Source organism: Sphingomonas sp. HITSZ_GF (assembly GCF_029543155.1).
GTDB lineage: Bacteria > Pseudomonadota > Alphaproteobacteria > Sphingomonadales > Sphingomonadaceae > Sphingomonas.
In genome coordinates, this window is record NZ_JARQXA010000002.1 from 601,828 (window position 1) to 628,508 (window position 26,681).

Annotated in this window: 28 protein-coding genes; 23 read left to right on the forward strand and 5 right to left on the reverse strand. The window is 68.6% G+C overall.

What is annotated here, in order from left to right; translation table 11 throughout:
* Positions 1-21: 21 nt before the first annotated feature.
* The 3 genes from flhA to P6144_RS08780 all read left to right on the forward strand — a co-directional run bounded on the left by flhA (position 22) and on the right by P6144_RS08780 (position 4,514).
* Positions 22-2,073 carry a flagellar biosynthesis protein FlhA gene (gene flhA, locus P6144_RS08770; RefSeq protein WP_277767353.1) on the forward strand — a complete coding sequence of 684 codons (2,052 nt, stop codon included), beginning with the start codon at positions 22-24 and terminating at the stop codon, positions 2,071-2,073.
* A gap of 29 nt (positions 2,074-2,102) precedes the next feature.
* The gene (fliA, locus tag P6144_RS08775; RefSeq protein ID WP_277767354.1) at positions 2,103-2,834 is read left to right on the forward strand and encodes an RNA polymerase sigma factor FliA; all 732 of its coding nucleotides are present in this window, start codon (positions 2,103-2,105) and stop codon (positions 2,832-2,834) included.
* Between the two features lie 312 nt (positions 2,835-3,146).
* Positions 3,147-4,514: a M28 family peptidase gene (locus tag P6144_RS08780; RefSeq protein ID WP_277767355.1), complete on the forward strand. Its 1,368-nt coding sequence runs from the start codon at positions 3,147-3,149 to the stop codon at positions 4,512-4,514.
* Between the two features lie 207 nt (positions 4,515-4,721).
* Here P6144_RS08780 and P6144_RS08785 read toward each other — a convergent pair whose 3' ends face one another.
* The gene (locus P6144_RS08785; RefSeq protein WP_277767356.1) at positions 4,722-5,540 is read right to left on the reverse strand and encodes a flagellin; all 819 of its coding nucleotides are present in this window, start codon (positions 5,538-5,540) and stop codon (positions 4,722-4,724) included.
* A 222-nt stretch (positions 5,541-5,762) separates the two neighbouring features.
* On the opposite strand from P6144_RS08785, the gene P6144_RS08790 reads away from it, so the two are divergent.
* The 18 genes from P6144_RS08790 (at position 5,763) to P6144_RS08875 (ending at position 21,172) form a co-directional block, all read left to right on the forward strand.
* A complete protein-coding gene (locus tag P6144_RS08790) occupies positions 5,763-7,019 on the forward strand; it encodes a sigma 54-interacting transcriptional regulator (protein WP_277767357.1) in 1,257 nt (418 codons plus the stop codon).
* On the forward strand, positions 7,016-7,387 hold the full coding sequence (gene fliE, locus P6144_RS08795) for a flagellar hook-basal body complex protein FliE (protein ID WP_277767358.1): 372 nt from the start codon (positions 7,016-7,018) through the stop codon (positions 7,385-7,387). Before P6144_RS08790 ends, fliE begins: the two co-directional genes overlap by 4 nt.
* 3 nt (positions 7,388-7,390) lie before the next feature.
* Entirely contained in the window at positions 7,391-9,082 is a 1,692-nt protein-coding gene (gene fliF / locus P6144_RS08800; protein ID WP_277767359.1) for a flagellar basal-body MS-ring/collar protein FliF, read from the forward strand.
* Positions 9,079-10,095, forward strand: coding sequence for a flagellar motor switch protein FliG (gene fliG / locus P6144_RS08805; protein ID WP_277767360.1), 1,017 nt, complete (start codon positions 9,079-9,081; stop codon positions 10,093-10,095). The genes fliF and fliG overlap by 4 nt, the downstream gene beginning before the upstream one ends.
* On the forward strand, positions 10,088-10,816 hold the full coding sequence (locus P6144_RS08810) for a FliH/SctL family protein (protein WP_277767361.1): 729 nt from the start codon (positions 10,088-10,090) through the stop codon (positions 10,814-10,816). The genes fliG and P6144_RS08810 overlap by 8 nt, the downstream gene beginning before the upstream one ends.
* Positions 10,810-12,138, forward strand: coding sequence for a FliI/YscN family ATPase (locus tag P6144_RS08815; RefSeq protein WP_277767362.1), 1,329 nt, complete (start codon positions 10,810-10,812; stop codon positions 12,136-12,138). The genes P6144_RS08810 and P6144_RS08815 overlap by 7 nt, the downstream gene beginning before the upstream one ends.
* Complete coding sequence (locus P6144_RS08820; protein WP_277767363.1) at positions 12,131-12,556, forward strand: hypothetical protein; 426 nt, start codon at positions 12,131-12,133, stop codon at positions 12,554-12,556. The genes P6144_RS08815 and P6144_RS08820 overlap by 8 nt, the downstream gene beginning before the upstream one ends.
* Before the next feature lie 143 nt (positions 12,557-12,699).
* Positions 12,700-14,112 (forward strand): flagellar hook-length control protein FliK, encoded by a 1,413-nt coding sequence (locus P6144_RS08825; RefSeq protein WP_277767364.1) that lies wholly within the window; start codon positions 12,700-12,702, stop codon positions 14,110-14,112.
* 15 nt (positions 14,113-14,127) lie between these two features.
* Positions 14,128-14,769 carry a flagellar basal body-associated FliL family protein gene (locus tag P6144_RS08830; protein ID WP_347275521.1) on the forward strand — a complete coding sequence of 214 codons (642 nt, stop codon included), beginning with the start codon at positions 14,128-14,130 and terminating at the stop codon, positions 14,767-14,769.
* A gap of 6 nt (positions 14,770-14,775) precedes the next feature.
* Positions 14,776-15,723, forward strand: a complete 948-nt coding sequence (locus tag P6144_RS08835; protein ID WP_277767365.1) for a flagellar motor switch protein FliM — start codon at positions 14,776-14,778, stop codon at positions 15,721-15,723.
* On the forward strand, positions 15,720-16,016 hold the full coding sequence (gene fliN, locus P6144_RS08840) for a flagellar motor switch protein FliN (RefSeq protein WP_277767366.1): 297 nt from the start codon (positions 15,720-15,722) through the stop codon (positions 16,014-16,016). The genes P6144_RS08835 and fliN overlap by 4 nt, the downstream gene beginning before the upstream one ends.
* A gap of 3 nt (positions 16,017-16,019) precedes the next feature.
* Entirely contained in the window at positions 16,020-16,298 is a 279-nt protein-coding gene (locus P6144_RS08845) for a flagellar biosynthetic protein FliO (RefSeq protein WP_277767367.1), read from the forward strand.
* Positions 16,298-17,125, forward strand: a complete 828-nt coding sequence (fliP, locus tag P6144_RS08850; RefSeq protein ID WP_277767368.1) for a flagellar type III secretion system pore protein FliP — start codon at positions 16,298-16,300, stop codon at positions 17,123-17,125. The genes P6144_RS08845 and fliP overlap by 1 nt, the downstream gene beginning before the upstream one ends.
* Before the next feature lie 4 nt (positions 17,126-17,129).
* Positions 17,130-17,399, forward strand: coding sequence for a flagellar biosynthesis protein FliQ (gene fliQ / locus P6144_RS08855; protein WP_184163011.1), 270 nt, complete (start codon positions 17,130-17,132; stop codon positions 17,397-17,399).
* Positions 17,400-17,406: 7 nt separating this feature from the next.
* Complete coding sequence (gene fliR, locus P6144_RS08860; protein WP_277767369.1) at positions 17,407-18,180, forward strand: flagellar biosynthetic protein FliR; 774 nt, start codon at positions 17,407-17,409, stop codon at positions 18,178-18,180.
* Complete coding sequence (locus tag P6144_RS08865; protein ID WP_277767370.1) at positions 18,180-19,316, forward strand: flagellar type III secretion system protein FlhB; 1,137 nt, start codon at positions 18,180-18,182, stop codon at positions 19,314-19,316. The genes fliR and P6144_RS08865 overlap by 1 nt, the downstream gene beginning before the upstream one ends.
* 48 nt (positions 19,317-19,364) lie before the next feature.
* Positions 19,365-20,774 carry a flagellar filament capping protein FliD gene (gene fliD, locus P6144_RS08870; RefSeq protein WP_277767371.1) on the forward strand — a complete coding sequence of 470 codons (1,410 nt, stop codon included), beginning with the start codon at positions 19,365-19,367 and terminating at the stop codon, positions 20,772-20,774.
* Positions 20,774-21,172, forward strand: coding sequence for a flagellar protein FliS (locus P6144_RS08875; protein ID WP_277767372.1), 399 nt, complete (start codon positions 20,774-20,776; stop codon positions 21,170-21,172). Before fliD ends, P6144_RS08875 begins: the two co-directional genes overlap by 1 nt.
* A gap of 9 nt (positions 21,173-21,181) precedes the next feature.
* Here the strand turns inward: P6144_RS08875 and P6144_RS08880 are convergent, their stop codons facing one another.
* Entirely contained in the window at positions 21,182-22,261 is a 1,080-nt protein-coding gene (locus tag P6144_RS08880; RefSeq protein ID WP_277767373.1) for a CaiB/BaiF CoA-transferase family protein, read from the reverse strand.
* A 98-nt stretch (positions 22,262-22,359) separates the two neighbouring features.
* On the opposite strand from P6144_RS08880, the gene P6144_RS08885 reads away from it, so the two are divergent.
* Positions 22,360-22,896 carry an NADPH-dependent FMN reductase gene (locus tag P6144_RS08885; protein WP_277767374.1) on the forward strand — a complete coding sequence of 179 codons (537 nt, stop codon included), beginning with the start codon at positions 22,360-22,362 and terminating at the stop codon, positions 22,894-22,896.
* A gap of 60 nt (positions 22,897-22,956) precedes the next feature.
* Positions 22,957-23,505 (forward strand): response regulator, encoded by a 549-nt coding sequence (locus P6144_RS08890; RefSeq protein ID WP_277767375.1) that lies wholly within the window; start codon positions 22,957-22,959, stop codon positions 23,503-23,505.
* Positions 23,506-23,724: 219 nt separating this feature from the next.
* Here P6144_RS08890 and P6144_RS08895 read toward each other — a convergent pair whose 3' ends face one another.
* From P6144_RS08895 to lysA, 3 genes are read right to left on the reverse strand one after another with little or no spacing between them, the layout of a single operon-like run.
* Positions 23,725-24,678 (reverse strand): CorA family divalent cation transporter, encoded by a 954-nt coding sequence (locus P6144_RS08895; protein ID WP_277767376.1) that lies wholly within the window; start codon positions 24,676-24,678, stop codon positions 23,725-23,727.
* Positions 24,675-25,406, reverse strand: a complete 732-nt coding sequence (locus P6144_RS08900; RefSeq protein ID WP_277767377.1) for an NAD(P)-dependent oxidoreductase — start codon at positions 25,404-25,406, stop codon at positions 24,675-24,677. Before P6144_RS08900 ends, P6144_RS08895 begins: the two co-directional genes overlap by 4 nt.
* A gap of 1 nt (position 25,407) precedes the next feature.
* Positions 25,408-26,667: a diaminopimelate decarboxylase gene (lysA, locus tag P6144_RS08905; protein ID WP_277767378.1), complete on the reverse strand. Its 1,260-nt coding sequence runs from the start codon at positions 26,665-26,667 to the stop codon at positions 25,408-25,410.
* Positions 26,668-26,681 lie beyond the last annotated feature (14 nt).

Consider the following 26,681-nt stretch of genomic DNA (forward strand, 5'->3'; position numbering starts at 1 on the left):
ATCTCGCTTCCCGCGGGCGCGATGCCCGCCGCCAAGAGCTTCGCGCTGCCTGCCGCGATCCTGCTGCTCGTCGCGCTGATGGTGGTGCCGATCCCGGCCTTCCTGCTCGACGCCTTCTTCATCCTCAACATCATGATCAGCCTTGCGGTGCTGATGGTGGCGCTGAACGCGCAGAAGCCCCTGGACTTCTCCGCCTTCCCCACCGTGCTGCTGTTCGCCACGCTGTTCCGCCTCGGCCTCAACGTCGCCTCGACGCGCGTCGTGCTGGTGCACGGGCATGAGGGCGAGAGCGCCGCCGGCCATGTGATCGAAGCGTTCGGCACCTTCATGATCGGCGGCGACTATGTCGTCGGCCTGGTCGTGTTCGCAGTGATCGTGATCATCAACATGATCGTCGTCACCAAGGGTGCCGGCCGCGTTTCCGAAGTCAGCGCGCGCTTCACGCTCGATGCGTTGCCCGGCAAGCAGATGGCGATCGACGCCGATCTGAATGCCGGCCTGATCACGCCGGACGATGCCCGCGCCAAGCGCCTCGAAGTGTCGACCGAAGCCGATTTCTACGGCGCGATGGACGGTTCGTCCAAGTTCGTGAAGGGCGATGCGATCGCCGGCCTGCTGATCCTCGGCATCAACGTGATCGGCGGCCTGATCCTCGGCGTCGCCAGCCACCAGATGGCTGTGGGCGAGGCAGCCTCCACCTATGTGCTGCTCGCCATCGGTGACGCGCTCGTCGCGCAGGTGCCGGCGCTGCTGCTCTCGATCGCCGCCGCCGCCATCGTCACCCGGGTCAAGTCGAGCGACGATCTCGCCGGCCAGATCGGCAGCCAGTTCGCCAGCTACAAGACCTGGATGCCGGTCGCGGTCATCCTCGGCCTGCTCGGCGTCTTCCCCGGCATGCCGCACTTCCTGATGCTGCCCGCCGCCGCCGCCGCCGGCTATGCCGCCTGGCACCTGCGCAAGGTCGCCAACCGGCCCAAGCCGGTCGCCGCGCCGCCGGCCGAGCCCACCGATCTGTCGAAGATCGGCTGGGAGGAAGTCACCGACAACATGCAGGTCATGCTCGACATCGGCTACGGCCTGGTGCCGCTGGTCGACGAGCGTCGCGGCGGGCCGCTGATGGGCCGCATCACCGGCGTCCGCCGCCAGCTTTCCAAGGAGCTCGGCTTCGTCGTGCCCCAGGTGCGCGTGCGCGATGACATCAACCTGGCGCCCTTCACCTATCGCATCGTCATCGGCGGCGTGGTCGTGGCCGAGGACAATGTGTCGCCCGAGGAGATGCTGGCGATCGACACCGGCCAGGCCTCGGGCCGCCTCCACGGCAAGCCGGTCAAGGACCCGACCTTCGGGCTCGACGCGACCTGGATTTCGCAGGGCGATAGTGATGCCGCCACCGGCCTGGGCTATCTCGTCGTCGATCCGGGCACCGTGGTCGCCACCCATCTCAACCAGTGCCTGATCCAGAACGCCACCGATCTGCTCGGCCCGGACGAGGTCCAGGCGCTGCTCGACGGGCTCAAGGAGCGCTCGGCCCAGCTCGTCGCCGCGCTCTGCCCGGCGCCGCTGCCGCTCACTACGCTCACCCAGGTGCTGCGCGGCCTGCTCGCCGAGAGCATTCCGCTCAAGGAGTTCCGCCGTATCGCCGCCGCCATCGCGGTCGCCGCGCAGAAGACGCTCGATGCCGAGGAGCTGATCGAACTGATCCGCCCCGAGCTCGGCCCGCTGATCATCCAGCGCCTGTGCGGCGTGCGCGAGCCGTTGCGGGTGATGACGCTGGAGGGCCAGCTCGAGGGGCTGCTCGGCCAGGCGGTCCGCTCCGATCCGTCGCGCCGCCACACGATCGAGCCCGATCTCGGCCGCCGCATCTCCGATGCGCTGCAGCGCGCCGCCCAGCCGCTGATCGCCGAGGCCAAGCCCTTCGCGCTCGTCGTCCAGCCGTCGATCCGCGTCGCGATCCGCAAGCTGATCAAGAACGTCCTCCCCGACACGCCGGTGATGAGCTTCTTCGAAGTGCCCGAGGACAAGGCCGTCGAAGTCGTCGCCGTGATCGGTGCGCCGGAGGCGCTGCCCGCATGAACGCTTTCACCCCAGGGAAACTAGACGCCATGGCTTCATTGGCTCCTGCCCCCCTTATCTACACGCCCACCCCGCCGCGCCGCGATCCCGAGGCACTGGTGCGCAAGCACCTGCCTTTGGTCCGCCGGATCGCCTGGCACATCCATGGCTCGATGAGCACGCTCGTCGAGGTGGAGGATCTGATCCAGATCGGGCTGGTCGCGCTGATCGAGGCCTCGGCCAATTTCGAGGACCGCGGCCAGGTGACCTTCGAGCAATATCTCGCGACGCGGCTGCGCGGCGCGATGATCGACGAGCTGCGCCGCCAGGCGACGACGACACGCGGCGCGATGCGCCGGCGCAAGGCCTATCACGAAGCCGTCACGGCGCTCACCGCCGAGCTCGGCCGCGTGCCCGACGACGAGCAGGTCGCCGCCAAGCTGGGCGTCACGCCCGAGAAGCTGCGCACCGACTATGCCAATGCCGAGGCGGTCCGTTTCGATTCGATCGACGACACCTATTCGGACGAGAGCCCCTGGTTCATGTCCGACGAGCCCAACGCCTTCGAGCAATTGGCCGAGAGCGACCAGCGCGAGGCGCTGATCGAGGCGATCGCCGAATTGCCCGAGCGCGAGCAGCAGGTGATCCAGCTCTATTATGTCGAGGAGCTCAATCTCGAGGAAATCGGCCAGGTGCTGGGCGTCGGCGCGGCGCGGATCTGCCAGATCAAGGCGAGCGCGCATGCCCGGCTGAAGAAGGGACTGGCGCGCAGGTTAGGGTAGAGTCCCTGTTCCCAAGCGGTTCCCCGGCGAAAGCCGGGGCCCAGGGTTTCTCTGCCGAATCGCTTGTGACCCTGGGCCCCGGCTTTCGCCGGGGAACAAGCAGCTGGGAATGTAGGATTTCGTCTGCAAGGCTCTCCCGCATGGCCGTCGCAGCGCCTTCCCCGACATCCTGGCCCCTGTCCTCCCGCCGCCCGGCAAGAGCCTCGCGCGCGTAGATGTCGTGACTTTTGCGACTTTCCGGCCGGCGCCCGGCTTGCGCCGTTCCCCAAGCTGCCCCACACCTCCGCCCCGATAACCATTCGGGGAATTTCCATGACCAAGCATCTGTTCCTGGCCGGCGCGATGGCGTTCGGGCTGATGGCGTCGCCTGCGCTCGCGCAGGACCAATGGACCGTCCGCCCCGAATGGGTGCGTGCGCATGAGAGCTTCCTCGCCAGCGACGCGCTGCAGGGCCGCGGCAGCGCGACCCGCGACGAGGCGATCGCCGCCGCCTATGTCGCCGCCCAGTTCGAGAGCTTCGGGCTGAAGACCGCGCCGGGCATGACCGGCTATCTCCAGCCCGCGACGATCGTGCGCACCAGCCTGAAAGGCGTGACGCTCACCGCCGATGGCGCTGCGATCGGCGGAACCTCGGTGCTGGTCGGCGGGCTTCAGCCGGTGTCGGGCAAGGCGGTCGTCTTTGCCGGCACTGATCTGGCCAAGCTGCCCAAGGGGGACGTCGTCCTCGCGCGTGCGGATGGCCCCGGCATGCAGCTGTTCGGCCTTTTCCGCGCCGCCGGTGCCAATGGCGCGAAGCTGGTCATCGTCCGCGAAAACGCCGCGACCAAGGAAACGCTTGAGAAGTTCGGCGGCACCCCGCGCATGCCGACCTATCTCGACGACGGGCAAAGCGGGATGGACGGCGACCGCCCGGCGCTGCTGGTACTTCCTGCCGCTGCGTTCGACGCGCTGGCGGCCAAGCCCGGCGCCACGATCGCCGCGACCTTCGAGGTGGAGAAGAAGACGAGCACCACCACCAACGCGATCGGCTATCTGCCCGGCGCCGATCCGGCGGCGGGCTACCTGCTCCTCACCGCGCATCTCGATCATCTCGGGCTGCGGGCCGACGGCGTGATCATGCACGGCGCCAATGACGATGCCTCGGGCACCACCGCGGTGCTCGAGCTGGCGCGCGCGTTGGCCTCGGGCAAGCCGATGAAGCGCGGCATCCTGTTCGTCGCCTATGGCAGCGAGGAGATTGGCGGGTTCGGCTCGACCTGGTTCGGCAAGCACCCGCCGGTGCCGATCGACCAGATCGTCGCCAATATCGAGATCGAGATGATCGGCGCGCAGGATCCCAAGCTTCCGGCCGGGCACATGATGATGACGGGGATGGAGCGCTCGACGCTGGGCGACACGCTCAAGGCGCATGGCGCGCTGGTCGCCGCTGATCCCTATCCCGACCAGCATTTCTTCGAGCGCTCGGACAATTATTCGCTCGCCAAGGTCGGCGTGGTTGCACACACGCTGTCGGGCTGGGCGGTGGTTCCGACCTATCACAGCCCCGAAGACACGCTGGCCAATCTCGACATCGCGTTCATGACCCGCGCGATCCAGTCGCTGATCGCGCCCGTGCGCAGCCTCGCCAACAGCGCCGACAAGCCGCAATGGAAGCCGGGCGGCAAGCCCGAAGGGCACTGATGTAGCGGCACCGGCCCGCTCCCCGCCCGGCCACCTAACGGCAGTATCTTATGGGTGGCCGGGTGGGGGAGCGGGCCGGTGCGGCGTTCCAAATGAGGAAAAGCCCCGGTGGTTGGACCACCGGGGCTCCCCATGCGCCCCCTCCGGCAAGAAGGGGTGACCGGCCTTGGTGCCTGTCAGGGGGGTGACACCCCGACCGGCACGCGCTTACTGAAGAAGCTTGAGAACCGACTGCTGGCTCTGGTTCGCCTGGGCGAGCATCGCCGTCGAAGCCTGAGACAGGATCTGTGCCTTGGCGAGCGCCGCGGTCTCGGTCGAGTAATCCGTGTCCTCGATCCGGCTGCGTGCGTCGCTGAGGTTGGCCACGTTCGACTGGAGGTTGTTCACCACCGATTCGAGCTGGCTCTGGCCGGCGCCGAGGCTGGCGCGGGCGGTGTTCACCGTCTTCAGCGCGTCGTCGAGCGTCTCGAGAGCGTCCGAAGCGTCGTCGGCATCCGAGATGTCGATCTCGACGGCGTCGTCGAGATCGATCTCGGCGAAGTCGAGCGTCACGGTGTCCGAAGCGGTCGAGCCGGTCTGGATGGTCACGCTGCCCGAGTCACCCGCATCGCCGGTGAACAGCGCCACGCCGTTGAACGTGGTGTTCGACAGGATGTTGGTGATCTGGGTGGTCAGCGCCGTGACTTCGGTCTGCAGATTGGCACGGTCGTCTTCCGAATAGGTGCCGCTCGACGACTGGACCGCCAGCTCGCGGATACGCTGCAGCATGTTGGTCACTTCGCCCAGCGCGCCTTCGGCGGTCTGCGCCATCGAGATGCCGTCATTGGCGTTGCGGATCGCCTGGTTCATGCCGCGGATCGAAGAGGTCATGGTCGAAGCGATCGCCAGGCCGGCGGCGTCGTCCTTCGCGCTGTTGATGCGCTTGCCGGTCGACAGGCGCTCCATGGCCGTGCTCAGCGCGCTGTTGGCGCCGGTCGAAGCGTTGGCGGCGCGCAGCGCCGCAGTGTTGGTTCCGATAACAGTCATGTTCGTTACTCCATGCTCGTCGGCTTCCCGCTTACCCCCCTGAACGGGAGCTCGGAGCCGCCAAGCCAAGGAACGGCCGTCGCGAACCGGGTTTAAGCAAAAAATTTCGGCTCTACGTGCGCACGCATAGACGCGCCCGGACCAAGGTGGCCGCGGGATACGCAAATTTACGCGCCGTTAACCAACTTACCCCCAGAAGGATGGTGTTCAGGGGGTTTACCAATGCGATCCATCGTTCCGTCTGCTGCCGTGCTGCGCCAGAAATATGCGCTCGTCTCGTCGCTGCGTGCCCAGGGCTTCGCGGTCGGCGCGAGCGAAGAGGGCCGTCCCGGCGCGAGCGATCTCTTCCTGGTCGCCGAGGGCGAAGTGCCTCCGGCCGCCGCGCGCACGCTGATCCTTGGCGACGAAGGCCGCCAGGCGATCGCGTTCGGCGACGGCAACCCCGCCCGCCTTTCCTACACCAGCGAGGACGCCGCCGTCGGCGCCGGCTTCGCCACCGCGCTGCTGCGCGGCCCGCACGAGCCGGTCGCCGCCGATCCCGAGAGCCTGGCGCTGCTGGCGCTGGCCGAGCGCGTCGCCGCGTCGGACATCACCGTGCTGATCAACGGTCCCACCGGCACCGGCAAGGAAGTGCTGGCCCGGGCGATCCACAACAATTCCACCCGCCGCGACGGCCCCTTCGTGGCGATCAACTGCGCGGCGCTGCCCGAGACGATGCTCGAGGCGATGCTGTTCGGCCACCAGAAGGGCGCCTTCACCGGCGCTTCCTCGGGCGGCCAGGGCTTCTTCCGCGCCGCCCATGGCGGCACGCTGCTGCTCGACGAGATCGCCGAGATGCCGCTCGGCCTGCAGGCCAAGCTGCTCCGCGCGCTCCAGGAGCGCGAAGTGGTGCCGATCGGCGGGACGATGCCGGAGAAGGTCGATGTCCGCGTCGTCGCCTGCGCCAATCGCGATCTCCAGGCCGAAGTCGCCGCCGGCCGCTTCCGCGCCGATCTCTACTATCGCCTCTCGGTCTTCCCGCTGATGACCAAGGCGCTGGTCGAGCGCCCCGGCGACATCGCCGCGCTCGCCGCTGCGATGGTCGTTCGCCATGCCGGCGGCCGCGGCGCGATGCCGTGGATCTCGAACGCCGCGCTCGATGCGCTCGCCAGCCATGATTGGCCCGGCAATGTCCGCGAGCTCGAAAATGTCATCCAGCGCGCGCTGCTGCTCTGCGGCGGCCGCACCATCGATCCCGAGCATCTGATCTTCGACCGGCCGACCGCGCCGCGGATCGAGGTCGAGGCGACGGGCACGCTCTCCAACATCGTCCAGATGCACGAGTTCGCCGCGATCCGCGAAGTGCTCGCCGAATGCGGCGGCAGCCGGATCGAGACCGCCAAGCGCCTGGGCATCTCCGAACGCACGCTCCGCTACCGCCTCGCCAAGGCGCGCGAGCAGGGCGAATCGATCGATAACAAGGCGAGGGCCTCGGCATGAGCGGCATCGACGGCATCGGGGGCGGCGGCGCGATGAGCGTCGACCGCGTCATGGCGCTCCGCGCCCAGATCCTCGAGCGCAACAGCGCGCTCGCCAAGGCGAACGACACGCCCGCCGGCGCCGTCGCCGGCACCTCGGGCACCAAGGGCGCGAGCTTCACCGCGTCGATGGAAGACGCCTTCAAGCAGGTCAACGCCGCCCAGAACCAGGCCGGCGCGCTCTCCGAAGCCTATGAACGCGGCGAGACCGTGGACATCGCCAAGGTGATGCTCGCCCGCCAGCAGGCGTCGGTCGGCTTCGAGGCGACCCTCCAGGTCCGCAACAAACTCCTGTCCGCCTACAAGGACATCATGAGCATGCCGGTGTAATCCATGAGCAACGCCCTCACCCCCACCGATGCACCTGCCCTGCCCGCCGCCGCGGGCCGCCTTGGTGCGCCGCTCGCCCAGATGCGCGGCATTCTCGCCCAGCCCGCGGTGAAGCGCGCGATGCCGCTGATCTTCCTGATCGGCCTGGTCGCCGCCGGCTTCCTCGCCTGGTCGCTGGTCTCGACTCCGCCGCAGCGGATCCTGTTCGCCAACGTGACCGATGCCGACAAGGCGGCGATCACCTCGGCGCTCGAAGGCGCCAGCATCAAGTCGAGCATCGACGGCTCGGGCTCGATCACCGTCGCCGAGGATGATTTCCACAAGGCGCGGATGCTGCTCGCCAGCCAGAACCTGCCCAAGGCGGCGCCCGGCGGCTACCAGATCCTCGACCAGCTGCCGATGGGCGTCAGCCGCGCGGTCGAAGGCGAGCGTCTGCGCCAGGCGCGCGAGACCGAGCTTGCCCGCTCGATCGAGGAGATCGATTCGGTGGCCGAGGCCCGCGTCCATCTCGCCACGCCCGAAGCCAGCGTCTTCGTCCGCGACAAGACCGCGCCCACCGCTTCGGTGGTGCTCAAGCTCCAGCCCGGCCGCGCGCTGGGCGACGCGCAGACCCGCGCGATCGTCAACCTGGTCGCCTCGTCGGTGCCGGGCATGACGCCTGAGAACGTCACCATCGTCGACCAGATGGGTGCGCTGCTCTCGAAGAAGGGCAATGACGCCAATTCGGCGAGCGATGCCCGCATCGACTATCAGCGCCGCATCGAGGACAAGTATCGCGAGCAGCTCGTCCAGCTGCTCACCCCGCTCGTCGGCGCCGGCAATTTCACGGCCGAGGTCCAGGCGGACGTCGATCTCGACGAGAGCCAGGCAACGCGCGAAAGCTATGACAAGGAAGGCGCGGTCCTCTCCGCCGAACAGGGCGCATGGACCGGCAGCAAGGACGGCCAGGCGCCCGGCGGCATCCCCGGCGCGCTGTCGAACACGCCGCCCCCGGCGAGCGTCGTCACCGCGCCCAACGCCCAGCCCACCCCCGGTGCGGCGCCCGCCGCCGGCGCCACGGTCGCCGGTGCCAGCCAGGCTTCGCCGCAGAAGCAGAGCGACAGCTTCACCCGCACCTATGAGACCGGCAAGCAGGTCTCGGTCACCCGCCAGGCGCCGGGCAGCATCAAGCGGCTCTCCGTCGCGGTGCTGCTGCGCGAGGAATCGGGCAAGCCGCGCTCGACCGTGGAGATCCAGCAGATCACCCAGCTCGTCCAGGCCGCGGTCGGCTATAATCAGGGCCGTGCCGATCAGGTCACCGTGATCAGCCGCAAGTTCAACGCCGCTGCCGATGCCGCCGACAAGGGCCCGGCCTGGTACGAGGCCGAATGGGTGCCGCTCGCCGCGCGCAATGCGACGGCGCTCGTCATCGCGCTGCTCGTACTGTTCCTCGGCGTCCGCCCGCTCACCAAGGCGCTGCTCAAGAAGCGCGAGGAGCCGGCCGCCGGTGCCGGCAACCGTCCGGCGCTCGCGATGAGCGGTGCGGCCGGCGAGGACGGCGTCGCACCCGGCGCCGCCCCGGTCTCGATCGAGATGCTCGATCATGCCGGCAACAGCTATGACGAGCGTGTCGGCCTGGTCCGCGGCTTCACTCGCGACAATCCGGCGCGCGCCGCACTGGCCGTGCGCGACATGATCAAGGCAGACGCGCAATGAACGCCATCCGCAGCTTCAACGGCGTCGAGCGCGCCGCGGTCCTGATGATGCTGGTCGGCGAGGAGGAGGCCGCGGCCATCCTCCAGAAGCTCGATCCGGAAGAGGTCCGCTCGCTCGGCAAGGCGATGTTCAACGTCGCCGATGTCAGCGAGGCCGAGGTCGAGATCGTCCTCGACGATTTCGTCTTCAAGGCGCGCGAGCGCACCGGCGTCACCTTCGATCCGGCGCCGAAGATCGAGAGCATCATGAACAAGGCGCTCGGCCCCGAGCGTGCCTCGGGCGTGCTCGCCCGGGTGATGCCGGCCAGCCAGGCCGCCTCGATCGAGTGGCTCGACTGGTTCGAGCCCGAGGAGATCGCCGGGATGATCGAGGCGGAGCATCCGCAGATCGCCGCGGTGCTGCTCGCCAATCTCGATCCCGACATTGCCGCCAAGGTGTTCGAGCACCTGCCCGAGGCCGCGCAGCCGCAGATCCTGCGGCGCATCGCCAAGCTCGGCCCGATCCCGCCCGAGGCGATCGAGACGCTGAAGACGATGCTCCAGGGCCGGGCCGGCGCGGGTGCGAAGAAGTCGAGCGGCGGGCTCCAGCTCGGCGGCACGCGCGAAGCGGCGAAGATCCTGTCGGGCGCCCGCAAGGTCACCGAGCAGCGCGTCATGCCCAAGCTCGCCAAGATCGACCGCGACGTTGCGCGCGCGATCGAGGAAGCGATGTTCGTCTTCGACAATCTGCTCGAGCTCGACGACAAGAACCTGTCGACGCTCATCCGCAACGTCGACACCACGATCCTGGTCAAGTCGCTCAAGGGCGTCGAGGAAGACGTCCGGACCCGCTTCCTGGGCTGCATGTCGAGCCGCGCAGCCGACGGCATCCGGGACGAGATCGAATCGCTCGGCCCGATGAAGATGGCGGACGTGCTCGAGGCGCAGAAGGGCATGATCGCGATCGCGCGCGGCCTGGTGAAGGACGGCACGATCCAGATGCCGTCGAAGGGCGGAGACGACGACTATGTCTGATTTCGCGCCGGGCTTTGCCGGGCGGATCAGCGCGGCCGAACATGTCCTTGCCCGCGCCTTTGGCGAGACTGCCGGCTTCGCACCTTCGGAAGTCGAGCGGATCGGCCGCCGGTTCGAGGAGAAGCCGGCACAGCCGCGCCACTTCACGCCGGCCAATCCCGATGCCAACCCGACCGAGGGCTGGGATCCCTTCGCTGCCGATGCGCAGCATGCGCACGAGCACGGCCCGTTCGTCGATCCGATCGCGGCGGCGCACGAGGCGGGTTTCGCCGAGGGCCATGCCGCGGCCGTGGTCGAGATCGAAGCGGCGCAGGCCCGCGAGAACGCATTGCTCGATCAGGTCTCGACGGCGCTCGCCACCGGCGCGCATTTCGATCGCGAGCGGATGGCCGGCCAGCTGCGCCAGACCGTGCTGCATCTCGTCACCCGCATGGTCGGCGAAGTCGGCGTCGCGCCCGATATTCTCGCAGCCCGGATCAATGCCGCGGTCGACCTGCTCGCCGACAGCGCCGAATCGGCGCTGCTCCGCCTGCATCCCGACGATGTGCCCTTCATCCAGGGCAAGCTTCCCGCCACCGTCTTCCCGGTCGGCGATCCGCATCTGGCGCGTGGCGCCTTCGTGATCGAAAGCGCCTCGACGATCGTCGAGGACGGCCCCGATCTGTGGCTTGAGCAGCTCGCCCAGGCGATCGACCGCGTGCCGATCCCGCCCGCATGCTGAACCTCTTTCCCGAAACCTATCTGGAGGGCCTGGGCGTCGGCGATTTCGTCGCCAGGCCGCTGATCTCCGGCCGCCTGTCTTCCTATGACGGGCTGCTGATGGAGGCGATCGGCCTGCAGCTTCCGGTCGGCACGGTCTGCGCGATCGGCGATGGCGACAGCCGGGTCGAGGCCGAAGTGATCGGCTTCCGCTCGGGCAAGACGTTGCTGATGAACCTGGGTGGCCCCGCTGCCCTGCTCCCCAACGCGCCCGTCCGCCCGATCGGCCCTCCCGGAGAGGCCGAGGTGGGCGCGGCGATGCTCGGCCGGGTGGTCGATGGCTCGGGCAAGCCGATCGACGGCCTCGGCCCGATCCGCGGCGCCGGCAAATGGCCGCTCGCCGGCAAGCTTCAGTCGCCGCTCGACCGCGGCCGCGTGCTCGAGCCGCTTGATGTCGGGGTGCGCGCGATCAACGGGCTGCTCACCATCGGCCAGGGGCAGCGCGTCGGCATCATGGCCGGCTCGGGCGTCGGCAAGTCGGTGCTGCTCGGCATGATGGTCCGTGCGGCGCAGGCGGACGTGATCGTCATCGGCCTGATCGGCGAGCGTTCGCGCGAAGTCGCCGATTTCCTCGAGACCAAGGTGGCCGGCGAGGCGCGTGCGCGCTCGGTGGTCGTCGCGGTGCCCGCCAATCATTCGCCGGTGCTGCGCATCCGCGGCGCGCTGCGCGCCACCGCCATTGCCGAGGCATTCCGCGACGAGGGCAAGAAGGTCCTCCTCATCATGGATTCGCTCACCCGTGTCGCCCATGCCGGGCGCGAGATCGGGCTGGCGCTGGGCGAGCCGGCTTCGGCGCGCGGATATCCGCCTTCGGCCATTGCGATGCTGCCCAGCCTCATCGAGCGCGCGGGCACCGATGTGCACACCGGCGGCTCGATCACGGCGATCTACACCGTGCTGGCCGATGGCGACGACGGCAATGATCCGGTGGTCGATTCGGCCCGCTCGATCCTCGACGGGCATATCGTGCTGAGCCGGGCGCTTGCCGAGCGCGGCGTCTATCCCGCGATCGACCTCGGCCCGTCGGTCAGCCGCGTGATGACCGATATCGTCGGCAAGGATCATGTCGGTGCCGCGCGCGTGCTGCGCCGCCACCTCGCGACCTATGAGGAAAATCGGGACCTGGTGCTGATGGGCGCCTATCGCGCCGGCGCCGATCCGGAGATCGATGCGGCGATCGCCTGCCATCCCGCGGTGATGGAATATATCCGCCAGGCGTCCGACGAGATCGTGACCCTGCCCGACGCGGTGACCGAGCTGGTCGGCGTGTTCGGTCATGGCTAGGTCGGTAAAGAAGCTCGACCGGCTTTTGCGCGTCCGCACGCTCCAGCTCGATCTGGTGCGCGCCGACGAAGTCCGTGCCGTCGCCAAGGTCGACCAGGAATCGAAGCTGCGCGATCGTATCGCCAATCTCGCGGCGAACGTGGCACCGGCGCCCAGCGCTTCCGAATCGGCGTCGAGCCTCGCCGCCGCCGCGCATTTCCGCGATCGGCTGCACCAGTCCGCCTTTGCCGCCGATAAGCGCGTGGAAAATGCCGAGCAGAGCCTCGAGATCGCCCGCGCCGCCACGCGCGAGGCACGGCGCGACCAGAATGCGATCGAGAAGCTGATCACCCGTGCCGAGGCCGATGCTGCGCTCAAGGCGCTGCGCGAACTGGAGGAGCTTCCTCCCATGGGTAAAAACCGGCACGATATTTGCTGAGTACCCCGTGAACCACGTTTCACGGGGACTTGAACTTGATCCAGCTTGCCACCGCGCTTCCTGCAATTTCCGTAGGGCCCGTAAAGCCGAACGCCGCGATTTCCGCGGATGTGAGCGGCTTTGCGCTGGCTCTGGGAGCGCTGATGCCCAAGATCGCCGCGCCCGTGACGGGCCTGCCGGGCAAGGCGGGCGACGCTGCGGTGCCTTTGCCGGAGGGGCAGGATCTTGCCGAGGGCGGCAAGGATTTGCCGGATGCCGTGCTCGGCCTCGAGGGCAAGGGCGAGGAGGAGCCGGGCGCCGATACCGATAGCGCCGAGGACGATGCGAGCGCCGAAGAAGCGCCGGCGCCGCCCTACGCCTGGTTCGCGATCGCCCCGCCGCCTGCGGCACAGCCCGAGACGAAGGCCGAGACCGGAGTCGCGGTGACCGTCGAGGCCGGCGGCAAGCGCGCGCGCCGCGAGATTCAGCTGCCCGAGGCGCCGATTACCGAAACGAGCGAGCCCGCCACAGGCGATGCCAAGGCGAAAGCGCCCGGTGCCGGGCCGGCCGCAGCCGCCACGTCCCCGGTGCCGGCGCCGGTCGTGCCGGAGGCCAAGCCGCAATCCGCGGTCCGGCGCGGCGACGTCCAGCGCCAGCCCAAGACCGATGCCGCAGCGGCGGCTATGGTGCCTGCAGCCCGACCGGCTCCGAGCGTGCCTGACGAGGTGCCGGTTGACGAATCCGCGGCCGCCGTCGCCGCCACCCCTGCCGATACCGGCGATACGACTGCCAAAGCGGCTTCGCGGCCCGTCCTTGCCCAGGCGCCGCGCGAGCTGCGCCAGGCGGCCGCCGAGGCCCCCGTCGTCCGCATCACGCTCGACAGGCCGGTCGCGCCGCAGAATGTGTCGATTGCCGACGTGACCCGGAGCCAGCGCCAGCTTGCTGCCGCTGCATCGCAACCGGTGGCCGAGCAGGCTGCCGTTCTCGACGCGCCCCAGCCGCGCGCCGTCACGAGCCAGGCAGGCGATCCGCAGGTCGATCTCTCGACGGTCGCGGCGCCTGCCACCGGCACGCAGACCGCCGCTGCGGTCACTGCCACCGGCCAGGGACAGGACGCCGTGCTCGATACGCGCCACCAGCAATGGACGGCGAAGATGATCGACAAGATGGAGGCGCTGCAGGAGGGCGGGCCGGTTCGCGAGACGCGGCTCAGCCTGATGCCGGAGGGCTTGGGCAAGGTCGATATCGCGATCCGTCAGGACGATGCCGGCAGCCTCCATGTCGAATTCAACACCGATACCCAGGCCGCGCGCCAGCTGATCGCCGACGCGCAGCCCAAGCTCGCCGAGATTGCGCAGGAACGCGGCATCCGGCTGGGCTCGACCAGCGTCGAATCGAACCTGGCCGGCAACAATGGCGGGGCCAATGGCGGCACCGGTGCCGGCTCGAACGCCAATTCGCAGACGAACCAGGGCCAGCGCGGCGACGCCCAGCCCCAGCGCAACCAGCCTTCGGCGCCGCCCAGCGCACGCCGCGAGGCGCAGACTTCCACCCAGGATGACGAACGGATCGCCTGAGATCCCCGGAGATAGATGATGGCCGACACCAAGGATGCGGGCGCCGAGGCGCCGAAGAAGAAGAAAAAGAACCTGCTGCTGCTCGCCGGCGTGCCGGTGCTGCTGCTCGGCGGCGGAGGCGGCGCGGCCTTTTACGGCATGCAGGCGGGCTGGTTCAGCGCCGCTGCGCACGCCGAGGAAAAGGATGAGCCGCATCTCGTGCCCAAGAGCGAAGAGAAGCGCGCGTCCGCCAAGGAAGGCGGCGAGGGCGGCGGCCATGGCGGCGGCGAAGGCGAGGGTGCCGGCGAGGCACCGGGCCATGGCGGCATGCCGACGCCCAAGGGCGAAGGCGGCGACAAATACGCCTCCACCTATTACCCGATGGACAAGGAGTTCACCTCCAACCTCCAGGACAGCGTCCATTTCGTCCAGGTCGGCGTCGCCGTCTCGACCCCCTATGACGAGCGCGTCCTCGAGAACATCAAGACCCACGAGATCGCGATTCGCTCGGCCGTGCTGATGGCGCTGGGCGAGACGACCGAGGACGAAGTCTTCACCGCCGAGGGCAAGCGCCATATCCAGGACCGCCTGGTGAAGGCGATCAACGGCGTTTTGAAGGAAAAGGAAGGCTTTGGCGGCGTTAGTAACGTCTACTTTACCAATTTCATTGTTCAGTGAACGGGCATGGTTAACAGCCCTTCACTAGACGGCACGGCCGAACGGCGGGAACGCCCCCGGACCAGCGCGGAGCACGCGCCGGCGCTGGGGACGGTCAACCTCAATCCGTTCGGCGATCTGGTCACGCTGCAGCACCTCAGTGCGCGGCTCGCCAAGTCGTTGAAGGGCGCGTTCGAATCCCTCCTCCGCAAGGATCTCCGCGCCTGGGCCGAGCCGCTCTCTGTCCAGCGCTTTGCCGACTACAAGGCGGAGCGCGGCAACGTGCTGTCGGCGTGGCAGCCGCTGGTGATGGGCAGTGCCCGCGCCCGCGCCCAGTTCGTGCTCGATGCCGGGCTGGTCTTCGAGATGCTCGACGCCTTTTTCGGCGGCGACGGCGAAGCGCCGCAGCCGCTGCCCAATGAATTCACGCCCGCCGCCGAAGCGCTGGTCGGCCGCCTCGCCCAGTCGGCATCGACGATGCTCGACAAGGCCTGGGAGCCGCTGTCGCGCGTCGCCTTCCGCGCCGAAGCGGCCGTCAATCTCGCCGGCGCGCCCGATCTCGGCGCCGACGATCCGGTGGTCGTCACCCGCTTCGGCATCGCCGCGGGCGAGGGAAAGCCGCACTTCTTCGACATTCTCTATCCCGTCGCCGCTTTGAAGCCGCACGGCGCTGCGCTGATGGTCAAGGTCCATGGCCCCAAGGAAGAGGCCGAACCCGAATGGCGATCGGGTCTCACCCGCGCCGTGATGTCGGTGACCTTGCCCGTGCGCTCGGTGCTCGCCGAGCCGACGCTGCCGCTCGGCCGCCTGCTCGAGCTCAAGGAAGGCGACATCATTCCGATCGATTTCGGTCCCGAGGTTCCGGTGATGGTGGCCAGGCGCCGCCTCGGCACCGGCCTTGTCGGCACTGCCAACGGCCGCGCCGCGGTCCGTCTCACCCAGCTCGAACAGCTTAACGCAGAGGACTTCCAATGAACGACATGACGGCCTCCTTCCAGGTCGACACTGCCGTCGCCGCCAATTTCCGGCTGCTGCAGGACGTCGACGTCAAGCTGACCGTCGAGATCGGTTCGACCCGGCTCACGCTGCGCGAGCTGCTCGCGCTCGGCGAGGAAAGCGTGATCGAGCTCGACCGCGATGCCAATGAGTTGCTCGACGTGTTCGTCAACGGCACGCTGATCGGTCGCGGCGAAGTCGTCACCGTCGGCGAGAAGTTCGGCGTGCGGATGACCGAGCTGGTCAGCCCGGACAAGCGCGCGGGCCGCTGATTCATGACCTGGTACATCATCAAGCTGATCGTGCTGCTGCCGCTCGTCTGCGGCCTGCTGATCGGCTGCCTCTATGCCTGGCGCAAGCTCGAGGCGCGCCTGCCCAAGAACCAGCAGACCCGCATGGTGCAGCTCAAGGAGACGATGATGCTCTCGCCGGGCCTGCGCCTCGCCGTCATCGAATTCGAAGGCCAGAAGCTGCTCGTCTCGGTGAGCCGCAGCGGCGTCACCCTGGTCGACAAGCAGGGCCAAGCCCAGGCCCGGGGACAGGGGCTCTCGTGATGCGCGCGATCGTTCCGGCGCCGCGCACGGTCGGGGGCCGCGCCGCGGTCTTCATCGGGTTGCTGGCCTTCCTCGTCCTCTTCGCCTTCCCGGCCTTCGCCCAGGGCGCCGCGCCCGCGGTGCCGACTCCGGTGGCGACGCCCGGCATGGGCGATGCGGTGGACCGCGCGCTCGGGGATCTCGGCGGCGGCAATGCGCCGCTCAGCCTGTCGCTCCAGGTCCTCATCATCATGGGCCTGCTCTCGGTTCTGCCGGGCATCCTGCTGATGATGACCAGCTTCACGCGGATCATCATCGTGCTCGCGCTGCTCCGCCAGGCTTTGGGCCTCCAGCAGACCCCGCCCAACCAGGTTCTGATCGGCCTGGCGCTGTTCCTCAGCTTCTTCGTGATGGCGCCGACGCTCACCACGATGAACACCACTGCGATCCAGCCCTATTCGGCCGGCAAGATCGGTGCGAGCGAGATGATCGCCAAGTCGGGCGAGGCGCTGCACGGCTTCATGATCAAGCAGACCCGCACCAAGGACGTCACCATGTTCGCCGGGCTCGCCAAGAGCGGGCCCTATGCCAAGCCGGCCGACGTGCCCTTTTCGGTGCTGCTCCCGGCCTTCGTCACCAGCGAGCTCAAGACCGCCTTCCAGATCGGCTTCCTGATCTTCCTGCCCTTCATCGTCATCGATCTCGTCGTCGCCACCGTATTGATGGCGCTCGGCATGATGATGATGTCGCCGACGATCATCTCGCTGCCCTTCAAGCTGCTGCTCTTCGTCCTGGTCGATGGCTGGGCGCTGACCATGGGTTCGCTTGCCTCCAGCTTCGTGAGTTAGCGCGATGGACGCCGAATATTTCCTCACCGTCGGCCGCGAGGCGATGTGGGTGCTGGCGCTTGCCGCCACGCCGATCCTGGTGCCGGCGCTGCTGGCCGGCCTCGTCCTGGGCATGGTCCAGGCGGCGACGTCGATCCAGGAGCAGACGCTCACCTTCGTGCCCAAGCTGATCGTGGTCGGCATCAGCCTGATCATCTTCGGCTCGATGATCCTCGGGCTGCTCGGCGATTTCACGGTGAGCATCTTCGAGCGCATTCCGGATCTGGTGAAGTAACGCCGCCATGCTGATGGGCTTCGGCCTCTCGATCGAGCCGCAGCTCTGGGCGCTCCTGTTCGCGATGGTGCGGGTGGGCGCGGCGTTCATCGCGGCGCCGGTGTTCAGCAACATGGCGATCCCGCTGCCGGCGCGGATCGCGCTCACCGGCGCGATCGGCGTGCTGGTGCTCAACGTGGCGCACATCACGCCGCCCGAGCAGATCTTCTCGCTCACCACTTTCCTCGCCGTCGCCGCCGAGGCGCTGACCGGGCTCGCCATGGGCTTCGTGCTCCAGGTCGCCTTTGCCGCGCCGATGGTGGCGAGCGAAGTCATCTCGATGTCGATGGGCCTGGGCTTCGCCAACACGGTCGATCCCACCGTTGGCCATCCCACGCCGGCGATCGGCACCTTCCTGTCGCTGATGCTCACGCTGCTCTTCCTCGCGGTCGACGGGCATCTCGTCCTCGTCGACCTGGTGGTGCGCAGCTATGCCGTCATGCCCCCCGGCGCGTGGATCGCGCCCGAGCGGCTGCTCGGCATCGCGATGTTCGGCGGCTATACCTTCCTCGCCGGGCTGCTGCTGTCGCTGCCGATCGGCTTCCTGCTGCTCTGCCTCAACCTGATCGTCGGCATGCTCAGCCGCGCCGCCCCGGCGCTCAACCTGTTCGCGGTGGGCCTGCCCGCCAGCCTGCTCTTCGGCGTCGTCGCGATGCTGCTCGCGCTGCCCGCCATGGGGGATTATCTCGTCGTCATCGTCCGTGAAGCGCTCACGATGATGCCCCAGCTGGTGCTCGGCTGATGTCGGAGTCCGCTGGCGAAAAGACAGAAGCCCCAACAGCCAAGCGCAAGCGCAAGGCCGCCGACGAAGGCCAAATATTAAGCTCCAAGGATTTCGGCACGGCGCTGGTGGTGCTGCTCGGCTGCGCTTGGATGGCGATGCTCGGCCCCTCGCTGGTGCGCGCCTGCAAGGAAGTGATGGTCGGCAGCTTCACCTTCGGCGTCGCCGATGTCGAGGATTTCGAGCCCTGGCGCCCGATCGCCGAAGCGGGCTGGAAGCTTGCGCTGCCGATCGGCGGCCTGCTGATCCTCGCGGTGATCGGCGCGATCCTCAGCCATGCCGGGCTCGCCGGCATCCGCTGGAACGCCAAGCTGTTCGCGCCCAAGGCGTCGCGGATCAACCCGGCCTCGGGCCTCTCGCGGATGTTCGGCCCCAATGGCTGGATCGAATTGGGCAAGGGTCTGCTCAAGGTGGTGCTGCTCGGCAGCATCGGCACCTGGCTGCTCTGGTCGATGACCCAGCGCTCGCTTGGGCTGGTCGAGGCCGATCTGCACGGCGCGATCGGCGCGATGGGCAACGACTTCATCCATCTGCTCTTCGTCATGGCGGGCGGGCTGCTGCTGATCGCCGGCATCGACCTGCCGATCCAGATCATCCGGCACATGAGCCGGCTGCGCATGTCGAAGCAGGAAGTGAAGGACGAGCACAAGGAGGCCGAGGGTTCGCCCGAGGCCAAGGCCGCCCAGCGCCAGCGCCAGCGCCAGATCCTCAAGGGTGGCTTCCGCAAGGCGGTCGCCACCGCGAACGTGGTCATCACCAACCCGACCCACTTCGCCGTCGCGCTGCGCTACGAGCAGGGCAGGGACCAGGTGCCGGTGGTGGTGGCCAAGGGCCGCGGCGCCACGGCGCTCGCCATTCGCGAGCTGGCCGGCGAGCTCGATGTGCCGATCCTCGAATATCCGCAGCTCGCCCGTGCGGTCTATTACACCAGCAAGGAAAACCAGGAGATCCGCGACGATCTCTACATGGCCGTCGCCACCGTGCTCGCCTTCGTCTTCCAGCTCAGCAAGCGGGCGAATGCGGTGATGCCGGCGATCACCGTCCCCGAAACCGCACTTTTCGACGAGCACGGCCGCAAACAGGCGCGCCCGCACTAAAAATCCCGCGGCGACGGCCGTTTACCGGAGAGAGCAGGGGGAACGAAGATGGCTGTCGAATCGATCGCAAAGACGCTGGGAACCGGATCGGGGATCGACACCACCGCGCTGGTCGAATCGCTCGTCGAGAACGCCTTCGCCAACAAGAATCACCTGATCGAGACGCAGAGCGACACGCTCACGACGCAGATCTCCACGGTCAGCACGCTCAAGAGCAACATCAGCGATTTCGCCTCGGCGCTCGCCTCGCTCACCAGCTCGGGCTCGCTCGCCACCCAGCCGACCAGCTCGAACACCGGCATCCTCACCGTCACTCGCCTGCCCGGCGCCGATCTCGCCGGCCTCAACGCGACGATGGAAGTGCGCCAGCTCGCCCAGGGCCAGGTCACCAGCTCGCCGGCGTTCAGCGGCGGCAGCAGCACCGTGATCGGCACCGGCAAGCTCACCCTCACCTTCGGCACCGCGACGGTGGCGGACGGCGTGATGAGCGATTTCACCGCGGGCCCGGCCACGCCAATCACCATCGATATCACGTCGTCGAACAACACGCTCAAGGGCATTGCCGACGCGATCAATGCGAAGAAGACCGGCCTCACCGCCTCGATCCTGAGCGACAGCAACGGTGCGCGCCTGGTGCTCAAGAGCGCCACCGGCGCATCGCAGGCCTTCACGCTCAGCGGCACCGGCGATCTCGCCCAGCTCGATGTCGGCAAGAACATCACCAGCTCGACGATCAATTCGACGGCGCAGGATGCGCTGGTTGCGCTCGACGGCGTCGAGGCCAAATATCCGACCAACAGCATCTCGGGCATGATCTCGGGTGCCCGCATCGATCTGGTCGCGGCGTCGGTCGGCACCAAGGTCTCGATCGGTGCCAGCTCGCCGACCACGTCGATCAGCGATGCGGTCACCAATTTCGTCGCTACCTACAATGAAGTGTTCAAGGCGGCCCAGGCGGCGATCGATCCGATCACCGGCCCGCTGCGCAGCGATCCGGCCGCCAAGGATCTGGTGCGCCAGCTCAAGAGCCTGACGCTGACCGAGCTGGTGCCGGGCGCATCGACCGACGTGCCGTCCAAGCTCGCCGATATCGGCGTGAAGACCAATCGCGACGGCACGCTCGGCATCGACACGAGCCGCCTTGCCAGCGTGCTCGCCACCTATCCCAACGATGTCGAGAAGATCTTCGCGGGCAGCGCCGGGCTGTCCAAGGCGCTGTCGACCATCGCCACCAACGCGGCGAGCACCAAGGTCGGGCTCGGCGCCAGCGCCGACAAATATACCAAGGCGCAGACCAAGCTCGAGGAGCAGAAGGACAAGGTCCTCACCGACACCGAGGCCTTGCGCGCGCGGATGACGCAGCAGTTTGCGGCGATGGATTCGAAAGTCGCGGCGTACAAGTCGACCCAGAGCTTCCTCACGCAGCAAATCGCTGCCTGGAACGCGCAGGGCAATTGATGCGCTACGCTTCGGCCCTGGCCGCCAATCCCGCCGCCACCTACCGCCAGATCGATCTTGTCGGCCGCGGCGCCGGCGGCGATCCGCATGCGCTGGTCGGCCTGCTCTACGAGGAGGGCATCGCCGCGCTGCGCACCGCTGCCTGGGCCGCCGAACGCGGCAACTACGCGGTCAAGGGCGAGCGCGTCGCCCGCGCCACCGCAGTGCTGTTCGCGCTCGAGGCCGGGCTCGATTTCGACAAGGGCGGCCAGGTCGCCAAGACGCTGGGCACCTTCTATTACGGGCTGCGCGGCGACATTCTCCAGGCGGCCACGGGCATCGACCCCGCGCCGTTCCGCGACGCCGCCAACAGCCTCGAAGAGATCGCCAAGGCCTGGAGCAGCCTCAAGGCCGGCTAGGCCCCCGCTTCAAGCCCAGCGCTCGAGTACGTCCGCCACGCTTTCCTCCGTCGCCGGCACCGCCATCGCCGGCGTCGTCGAGAAGCGCGGCGCCGGCATTGGCTGCATGACGCCGCCCGGCGCATCGAAGGTGGCGCGCGCGCGGTTGTGCGGATGGAGCGGCGCCTCGGTGAGCGAGAGTACCGGCGTCACACAGGCCTCGCCGCTTTCGAACAAAGCCGCCCATTCGTCGCGCCCGCGCGTCGCGAAGCCTGCCGCCAGCGCCTCGCCCAGCGCCGGCCAGCAGGCGCGGTCATAGGGGTCGAACCGGTCCGCCGGCAGCCCGAGCCCGCCGCACAGCGCGCGGAACGCCTGCGGCTCGAGCGCGCCCACCGCAACATGCCGGCCATCGGCGCAGGCATAGCAGCGATAATAGGGCGCGCCGCCGTCGATCATGTTCGCCGCCCGGGCATCGGCCCAGCGCCCGGCGCCGTGCAGCGCGTAATAGAGCGTCATCATCGACGCCGCGCCGTCGAGCTGCGCCGCCTCGATCACCTGCCCGCGCCCGGTGGCCTGGGCGGCGAGGATCGCCGAGACCAGGCCCAGCGCCAGATAGAGCGCGCCGCCGGCATATTCGCCGATCAGGTTGAGCGGCGGCACCGGCGCGGGCGCCGGCCCGATCGCATGGAGCGCGCCGGACAGGGCGAGATGGTTGATGTCGTTGCCGGGCGTGCCGGCGAGCGGCCCTTCGCGCCCCCAGCCGCTGGTGCGGGCATAGACCAGCCGCGGATTGAGCGCGAGGCAGCGCGCCGGATCGAGCCCGACCTGCTCGGCCACGCCCGGCCGATAGCCTTCGATCACGCCGTCGGCCTGGGCGATCAGCGCCAGCGCCTGCTCGCGCCCTGCCGCCTGGGCGAGGTCGAGCGCCACTTGCGAGCGCCCGCGATAGAGGCTGGCGGCGACCCCGGCGCCCTCCTGCCGCGGCCGCAGGATCCGCACCACGTCGCAGCCGAGATCGGCGAGCAGCATCCCGGCAAAGGTCACCGTGCCCGGGCTGTCGAACTCGACGATGCGCAGGCCCGCCAGGGGTCCGTGCGTTGTTGCAACCATAAGCTCCCCCACGGGCGATTCAGGCCCTCAATAGCCGCTCGCCGCCGCCCAGGTCCACGGACTGGCGCCGCGCCGGGCTTTGGGCTAGCGCAGGGTGCATGACGGCACCTCATATCGTCGCGATCGGCGGCACCCTGCGCGCTGAATCGGCTACCGGACGCCTGCTTGCGGCGACGCTGGAAATGGCGGAGGCGCGCGGCGCCCGCACCACCTTGCTCACCGGCGATGCGATCGCCTTTCCGCACTACGAGCCCGGCAATGTCGAGGGCAACCCGGCGGTGATGCGCTATCTCGAGGCGCTGCGTTCGGCCGATGCGGTGATCGTCGGCTCGCCCGGCTATCACGGCACGCTTTCCGGCCTGGTCAAGACCGCGCTCGACTATGTCGAGGCGATGAGCAAGGACGAGCGCCCCTATTTCGACGGGCTTCCGGTGGGCCTGATCGCCACCGCGGCGGGCTGGCAGGCGGCGGTCTCCACGCTCCAGGCGCTGCGCACGATCACCCATGCCCTGCGCGGCTGGCCCACGCCGATGGGGCTGGCGATCAACACGATCGAGCCGGGCGATCCGATCGCCAAGTGCAACGGCCCGATGGCGCTGATGGTCGGCCAGATATTCAACTTCCTGGAACGCTGATCCAAAGCTGGTTGCGCGCCGCTTAACTGTTTCGTGATTGTTGCTGGCTAGAATGCTGGCATGGACGAAGCTTCGGCACAGGAGGGGATCGGCACGCGCCGCCGGGCCACGCGCACGATCCTGGCAGTCGATGACAGCCGGACCAATCTGCACGTCCTCGCGCACCGTCTCGGCCAGCTCGGCTATCTCGTCGTGCTTGCCGATCGCGGTGCCCAGGCGCTCGAGCTGATCTCGGCGCGCGGCTTCGACATGGTGCTGCTCGATTGCGTGATGCCCGAAGTCTCGGGGCTGCACGTGCTCCAGGAAATCCGCGGATCGCGCGACACCGCCGACCTGCCGGTGATCATGGTCACCAGCCAGGATCATCCCGAAGGCGCGGTCGAGGCGCTGCAGGCCGGCGCAGACGACTATCTCTCGCGCCCCTATGCCTTCGAAGTGCTTGCCGCCCGGATCGAGCGGACGCTCGCCCGCGCGCAGCGGATGGAGGAGCTCAAGCGCTCGAACCTCGCGCTCGATGCCCGCATCGCCGCCCGCGCGATCGAGCTGGGCGAAGTGCGCAGCGAGCTTGCCGCCGCCCGCGCCGAGCTGGAGCGCCGCCAGCGGGCTTGAGGGCTCAGGGCGTATCTCCCCAATTCCGTCATCCCGGCGAAAGCCGGGATCTCGTGCGGTTCCTTTCCCGCGCCTTCTCCTGAGATCCCGGCTTTCGCCGGGATGACGGCTGTGGAGAGGCGCGATGGCCTTCGCGTGGGCCACTCTCTTATTCGTGGGGCGCGCCGAGCCGTTGTGCGAGTGCGGCTTTCGAACGACGTGCTCGAACATTGATACGCCCTAGCCTTCGAACCAGTGCCGCCACAGGAAATAGCCGGCGATCGCCACTGCCGTGACGACGCACACCGCCACCACCCCGGCAAAGGCCCAAGGCTCGTGCGCATAGGGTATGCCGGCGACGTTCATGCCGAGCAGCCCGGTGAGGAAGGTCAGCGGCAGGAACACCATCGCCACCACCGCGATCGTCAGCGAGCGCTGGTCGATCAGTTCCGAACGGAGATCGGTCAGCGTCTCGTGCGTCAGCGCGGCGCGCTCGCGGATGCTCTCCAGCTCCTCGGCCATGCGCGCGGCGCGGTCGGCGGCGGCGGTCAGGTGCAGCCGGTCGTCGTCGGCCAGCCATTCCACCGGCAGCCCGGCGAGCTTCTCCAGCGCGGCGCGCTGCGGATAGAGGAAGCGGCGCAGGCCGATCGCCTTGACCCGCGTCGCATTGACCATCCGGCGCAGGTCGAAGGCACGGTGCTTCGAGATCTGCTCCTCGCAATCGTCGAGCGAATCGCCGAGCTCGGCGACCATCGGGTCGAGCTCCTCGGTGATCGCCTGGGCGATCGCCGCGATCAGGTCGCCGGGATCGAGCACCTTGCCGTCCTCGACCAGCTTGCGCACCGGCTGGATCGCGTTGAGCGGCTTGCGCGTCACCGAGAAGACGCAGCCGCCATGCGCGTACATCCGGATCGAGGCGAGCGGATCGGAGCTGTCGAGCGTCTCGGACGACATGCCGCGCAGGTTCACCAGCGCCGCCGGCCCGAACATGTCGCAGCGCGGGCGCGTCTCGGTCGCGGTCAGCGCGTCGATCACCGGCTGGTCGAGCCTGGCCTCGCCGCTCAGCCAGACCTGGGCGCGCTCGTCATTGGTGGTCAGGTGGATCCAGCTGAGGCCGGCGTCCTTGCCCAGCGCTTCCTTGAGGATCGGCTGGTCGACCTTCCCGTCATGAACGATATACGCAAAGCCGCTCATTCGGCGATCTCCAGCCACACGGAAAGCCCCGGCCCCGGCGCCTCGGGCGGCGCGGCACAGGCGATGCGCGGGGCATCGGCCCGGGCGCGGTTCAGGATCGCGGTCGGCACCGCGGGAAGGTGATATACCCGCTCGGCCTGCGCAAGCGCGCGTGCCTGGCGCAGCGTCAGGTCGTCGGGATCGGCGGAGATCAGCGTGAAGCGCTCGAGCCGCGCCGCCTGCGGATCGCGCAGCCGCGCCACCACGTCGCTGCCCAGCCCTTCGGCCAGCGCGGCGCCGATCGCGCGGCGGCGCTCGGCGATGTCGGGGAAGCGCGTGCGCAGCTCGGGCCGTGCCGCATGCAGCGCGCGCGCAGTCTCGCCCAGATCGGCGGGCAGCTCGGCCTCGAGCTTCTGGCGGATCGCCGCCGCGAGCCCGGCCGAGACGCCGCCGGTGCCCACCGCCACCAGCACGGGATCGCGCTCGACGATCGCCGGCAGGGTGAAGTCGCACAGGTCGGCGCGGTCGACGGTGTTCACGAGCACACCGCGAGAACGCAGCCGGGCGACAATGGGTTCGGGGTCGTCGCTCGCGACGATGGCGAGCGACGCCTGGGCGTCCTCGCCGACGATCGCCGCACCCGCGCGGACCAGCAGCCGGTGCTTGGCTTCCGCCGCCTCGCCGCTGCCGATCAGGATCACCGGCCGCCCTGCCAGCTTCACGAAGATCGGCAGGGCGGTCAGCTTCATCCTACTTCAGCCAGTCCGGGATCTGCTCTTCGCCCATGATCGTCTCGGCGGTGATCCGCCCGGCGACGGTCTCGAAGCGATCGCCCGAGACGAGCACCTCGGGCACCAGCGCGCGGCTGTTATAGGTGCTGGCCATGGTCGCGCCGTACGCGCCGGCGCTGTGCAGCACCGCCAGGTCGCCGCTCTTCAGCGCGTCGATCTCGCGGTTCTTGAGGAACACGTCGCTGCTCTCGCACACCGGCCCGCAGACATTGGCGACGAAGGTCTCGCCGGTCGGCGTCACCGAGGAGAAGCCGTGATAGGCATCGTACAGCGCCACGCGCTGCAGGTCGTTCATCGCCGCATCGACCACCACCCAGGGATTGGTCACGCCCGGCTTCACCCACAGCACTTCGGTGAGCAGCACCCCGGCATTGGCCGAGATGTGGCGGCCGGGCTCGAACATCAGCTCGACGTCCCAGTCGCGGGTCAGCCGCGCGACCATATCGCCGAACGCCTGCGGCGTCGGCGGCACGTCGCCGGGCTTGTAGGCCACGCCCAGCCCGCCGCCCAGATCGACATGGGTGATCCTGTGGCCGGCGGCGCGCAGGTCGGCAACCAGCTTGCCGACGCGCACGAACGCGGCTTCGAGCGGCTCGAGGCTCAGCAGCTGGCTGCCGATATGCACCGCGACGCCGCGCAGGTTGATCCCTTCCAGCTTCGCCAGCCGGTCGAAGATCGCCGGGGCCTGGTCGATCGGCAGGCCGAACTTGTTCTCGGCCTTGCCGGTCGAGATCTTCTCGTGCGTGCCGGCATCGACGTCGGGGTTCACGCGCAGCGCCGCGGGGGCGACCATGCCCTTGGAGGCCGCGATCTCGGCGAGGACGACGCCTTCTTCCTCGAGCTCGAGGTTGAACTGGCCGATCCCGGCATCGAGCGCCTGGCGCAATTCCTTGCGCGTCTTGCCGACGCCGGAGAACACCACGTCCTTGGCCGGGATGCCCGCGGCCAGCGCGCGCGACAGCTCGCCGCCCGAGACGACGTCGGCGCCATAGCCTTCATTGGCGAGCAGGCGGAGCACCGCCAGGTTCGGATTGGCCTTCACCGCGAAGGCGACATGGTGGCGCCCGACCGGCTTCAGCGCGTCGCGAAAGGCGCGGGCGGATTCGCGAAAGGCTTCGGTCGAATAGACATAGACCGGGGTACCGACCTGCTCGGCAATGCGCGCGAGCGGAACATTCTCGGCGTGCAGCTGGCCGCCGATGACTTCGAAATGGGACACTGGGAAACTTCCTG

Excerpts from the sequence above, each read along its gene's own strand:
- flhA (WP_277767353.1), top strand. The coding sequence starts at position 22 with ATGCCCGCCGCCAAGAGCTTCGCGCTGCCTGCCGCGATCCTGCTGCTC.
- fliA (WP_277767354.1), top strand. The coding sequence starts at position 2,103 with ATGGCTTCATTGGCTCCTGCCCCCCTTATCTACACGCCCACCCCGCCG.
- P6144_RS08780 (WP_277767355.1), top strand. The coding sequence starts at position 3,147 with ATGACCAAGCATCTGTTCCTGGCCGGCGCGATGGCGTTCGGGCTGATG.
- P6144_RS08785 (WP_277767356.1), bottom strand. The coding sequence starts at position 5,540 with ATGACTGTTATCGGAACCAACACTGCGGCGCTGCGCGCCGCCAACGCT.
- P6144_RS08790 (WP_277767357.1), top strand. The coding sequence starts at position 5,763 with ATGCGATCCATCGTTCCGTCTGCTGCCGTGCTGCGCCAGAAATATGCG.
- fliE (WP_277767358.1), top strand. The coding sequence starts at position 7,016 with ATGAGCGGCATCGACGGCATCGGGGGCGGCGGCGCGATGAGCGTCGAC.
- fliF (WP_277767359.1), top strand. The coding sequence starts at position 7,391 with ATGAGCAACGCCCTCACCCCCACCGATGCACCTGCCCTGCCCGCCGCC.
- fliG (WP_277767360.1), top strand. The coding sequence starts at position 9,079 with ATGAACGCCATCCGCAGCTTCAACGGCGTCGAGCGCGCCGCGGTCCTG.
- P6144_RS08810 (WP_277767361.1), top strand. The coding sequence starts at position 10,088 with ATGTCTGATTTCGCGCCGGGCTTTGCCGGGCGGATCAGCGCGGCCGAA.
- P6144_RS08815 (WP_277767362.1), top strand. The coding sequence starts at position 10,810 with ATGCTGAACCTCTTTCCCGAAACCTATCTGGAGGGCCTGGGCGTCGGC.
- P6144_RS08820 (WP_277767363.1), top strand. The coding sequence starts at position 12,131 with ATGGCTAGGTCGGTAAAGAAGCTCGACCGGCTTTTGCGCGTCCGCACG.
- P6144_RS08825 (WP_277767364.1), top strand. The coding sequence starts at position 12,700 with ATGCCCAAGATCGCCGCGCCCGTGACGGGCCTGCCGGGCAAGGCGGGC.
- P6144_RS08830 (WP_347275521.1), top strand. The coding sequence starts at position 14,128 with ATGATGGCCGACACCAAGGATGCGGGCGCCGAGGCGCCGAAGAAGAAG.
- P6144_RS08835 (WP_277767365.1), top strand. The coding sequence starts at position 14,776 with ATGGTTAACAGCCCTTCACTAGACGGCACGGCCGAACGGCGGGAACGC.
- fliN (WP_277767366.1), top strand. The coding sequence starts at position 15,720 with ATGAACGACATGACGGCCTCCTTCCAGGTCGACACTGCCGTCGCCGCC.
- P6144_RS08845 (WP_277767367.1), top strand. The coding sequence starts at position 16,020 with ATGACCTGGTACATCATCAAGCTGATCGTGCTGCTGCCGCTCGTCTGC.
- fliP (WP_277767368.1), top strand. The coding sequence starts at position 16,298 with ATGCGCGCGATCGTTCCGGCGCCGCGCACGGTCGGGGGCCGCGCCGCG.
- fliQ (WP_184163011.1), top strand. The coding sequence starts at position 17,130 with ATGGACGCCGAATATTTCCTCACCGTCGGCCGCGAGGCGATGTGGGTG.
- fliR (WP_277767369.1), top strand. The coding sequence starts at position 17,407 with ATGCTGATGGGCTTCGGCCTCTCGATCGAGCCGCAGCTCTGGGCGCTC.
- P6144_RS08865 (WP_277767370.1), top strand. The coding sequence starts at position 18,180 with ATGTCGGAGTCCGCTGGCGAAAAGACAGAAGCCCCAACAGCCAAGCGC.
- fliD (WP_277767371.1), top strand. The coding sequence starts at position 19,365 with ATGGCTGTCGAATCGATCGCAAAGACGCTGGGAACCGGATCGGGGATC.
- P6144_RS08875 (WP_277767372.1), top strand. The coding sequence starts at position 20,774 with ATGCGCTACGCTTCGGCCCTGGCCGCCAATCCCGCCGCCACCTACCGC.
- P6144_RS08880 (WP_277767373.1), bottom strand. The coding sequence starts at position 22,261 with ATGGTTGCAACAACGCACGGACCCCTGGCGGGCCTGCGCATCGTCGAG.
- P6144_RS08885 (WP_277767374.1), top strand. The coding sequence starts at position 22,360 with ATGACGGCACCTCATATCGTCGCGATCGGCGGCACCCTGCGCGCTGAA.
- P6144_RS08890 (WP_277767375.1), top strand. The coding sequence starts at position 22,957 with ATGGACGAAGCTTCGGCACAGGAGGGGATCGGCACGCGCCGCCGGGCC.
- P6144_RS08895 (WP_277767376.1), bottom strand. The coding sequence starts at position 24,678 with ATGAGCGGCTTTGCGTATATCGTTCATGACGGGAAGGTCGACCAGCCG.
- P6144_RS08900 (WP_277767377.1), bottom strand. The coding sequence starts at position 25,406 with ATGAAGCTGACCGCCCTGCCGATCTTCGTGAAGCTGGCAGGGCGGCCG.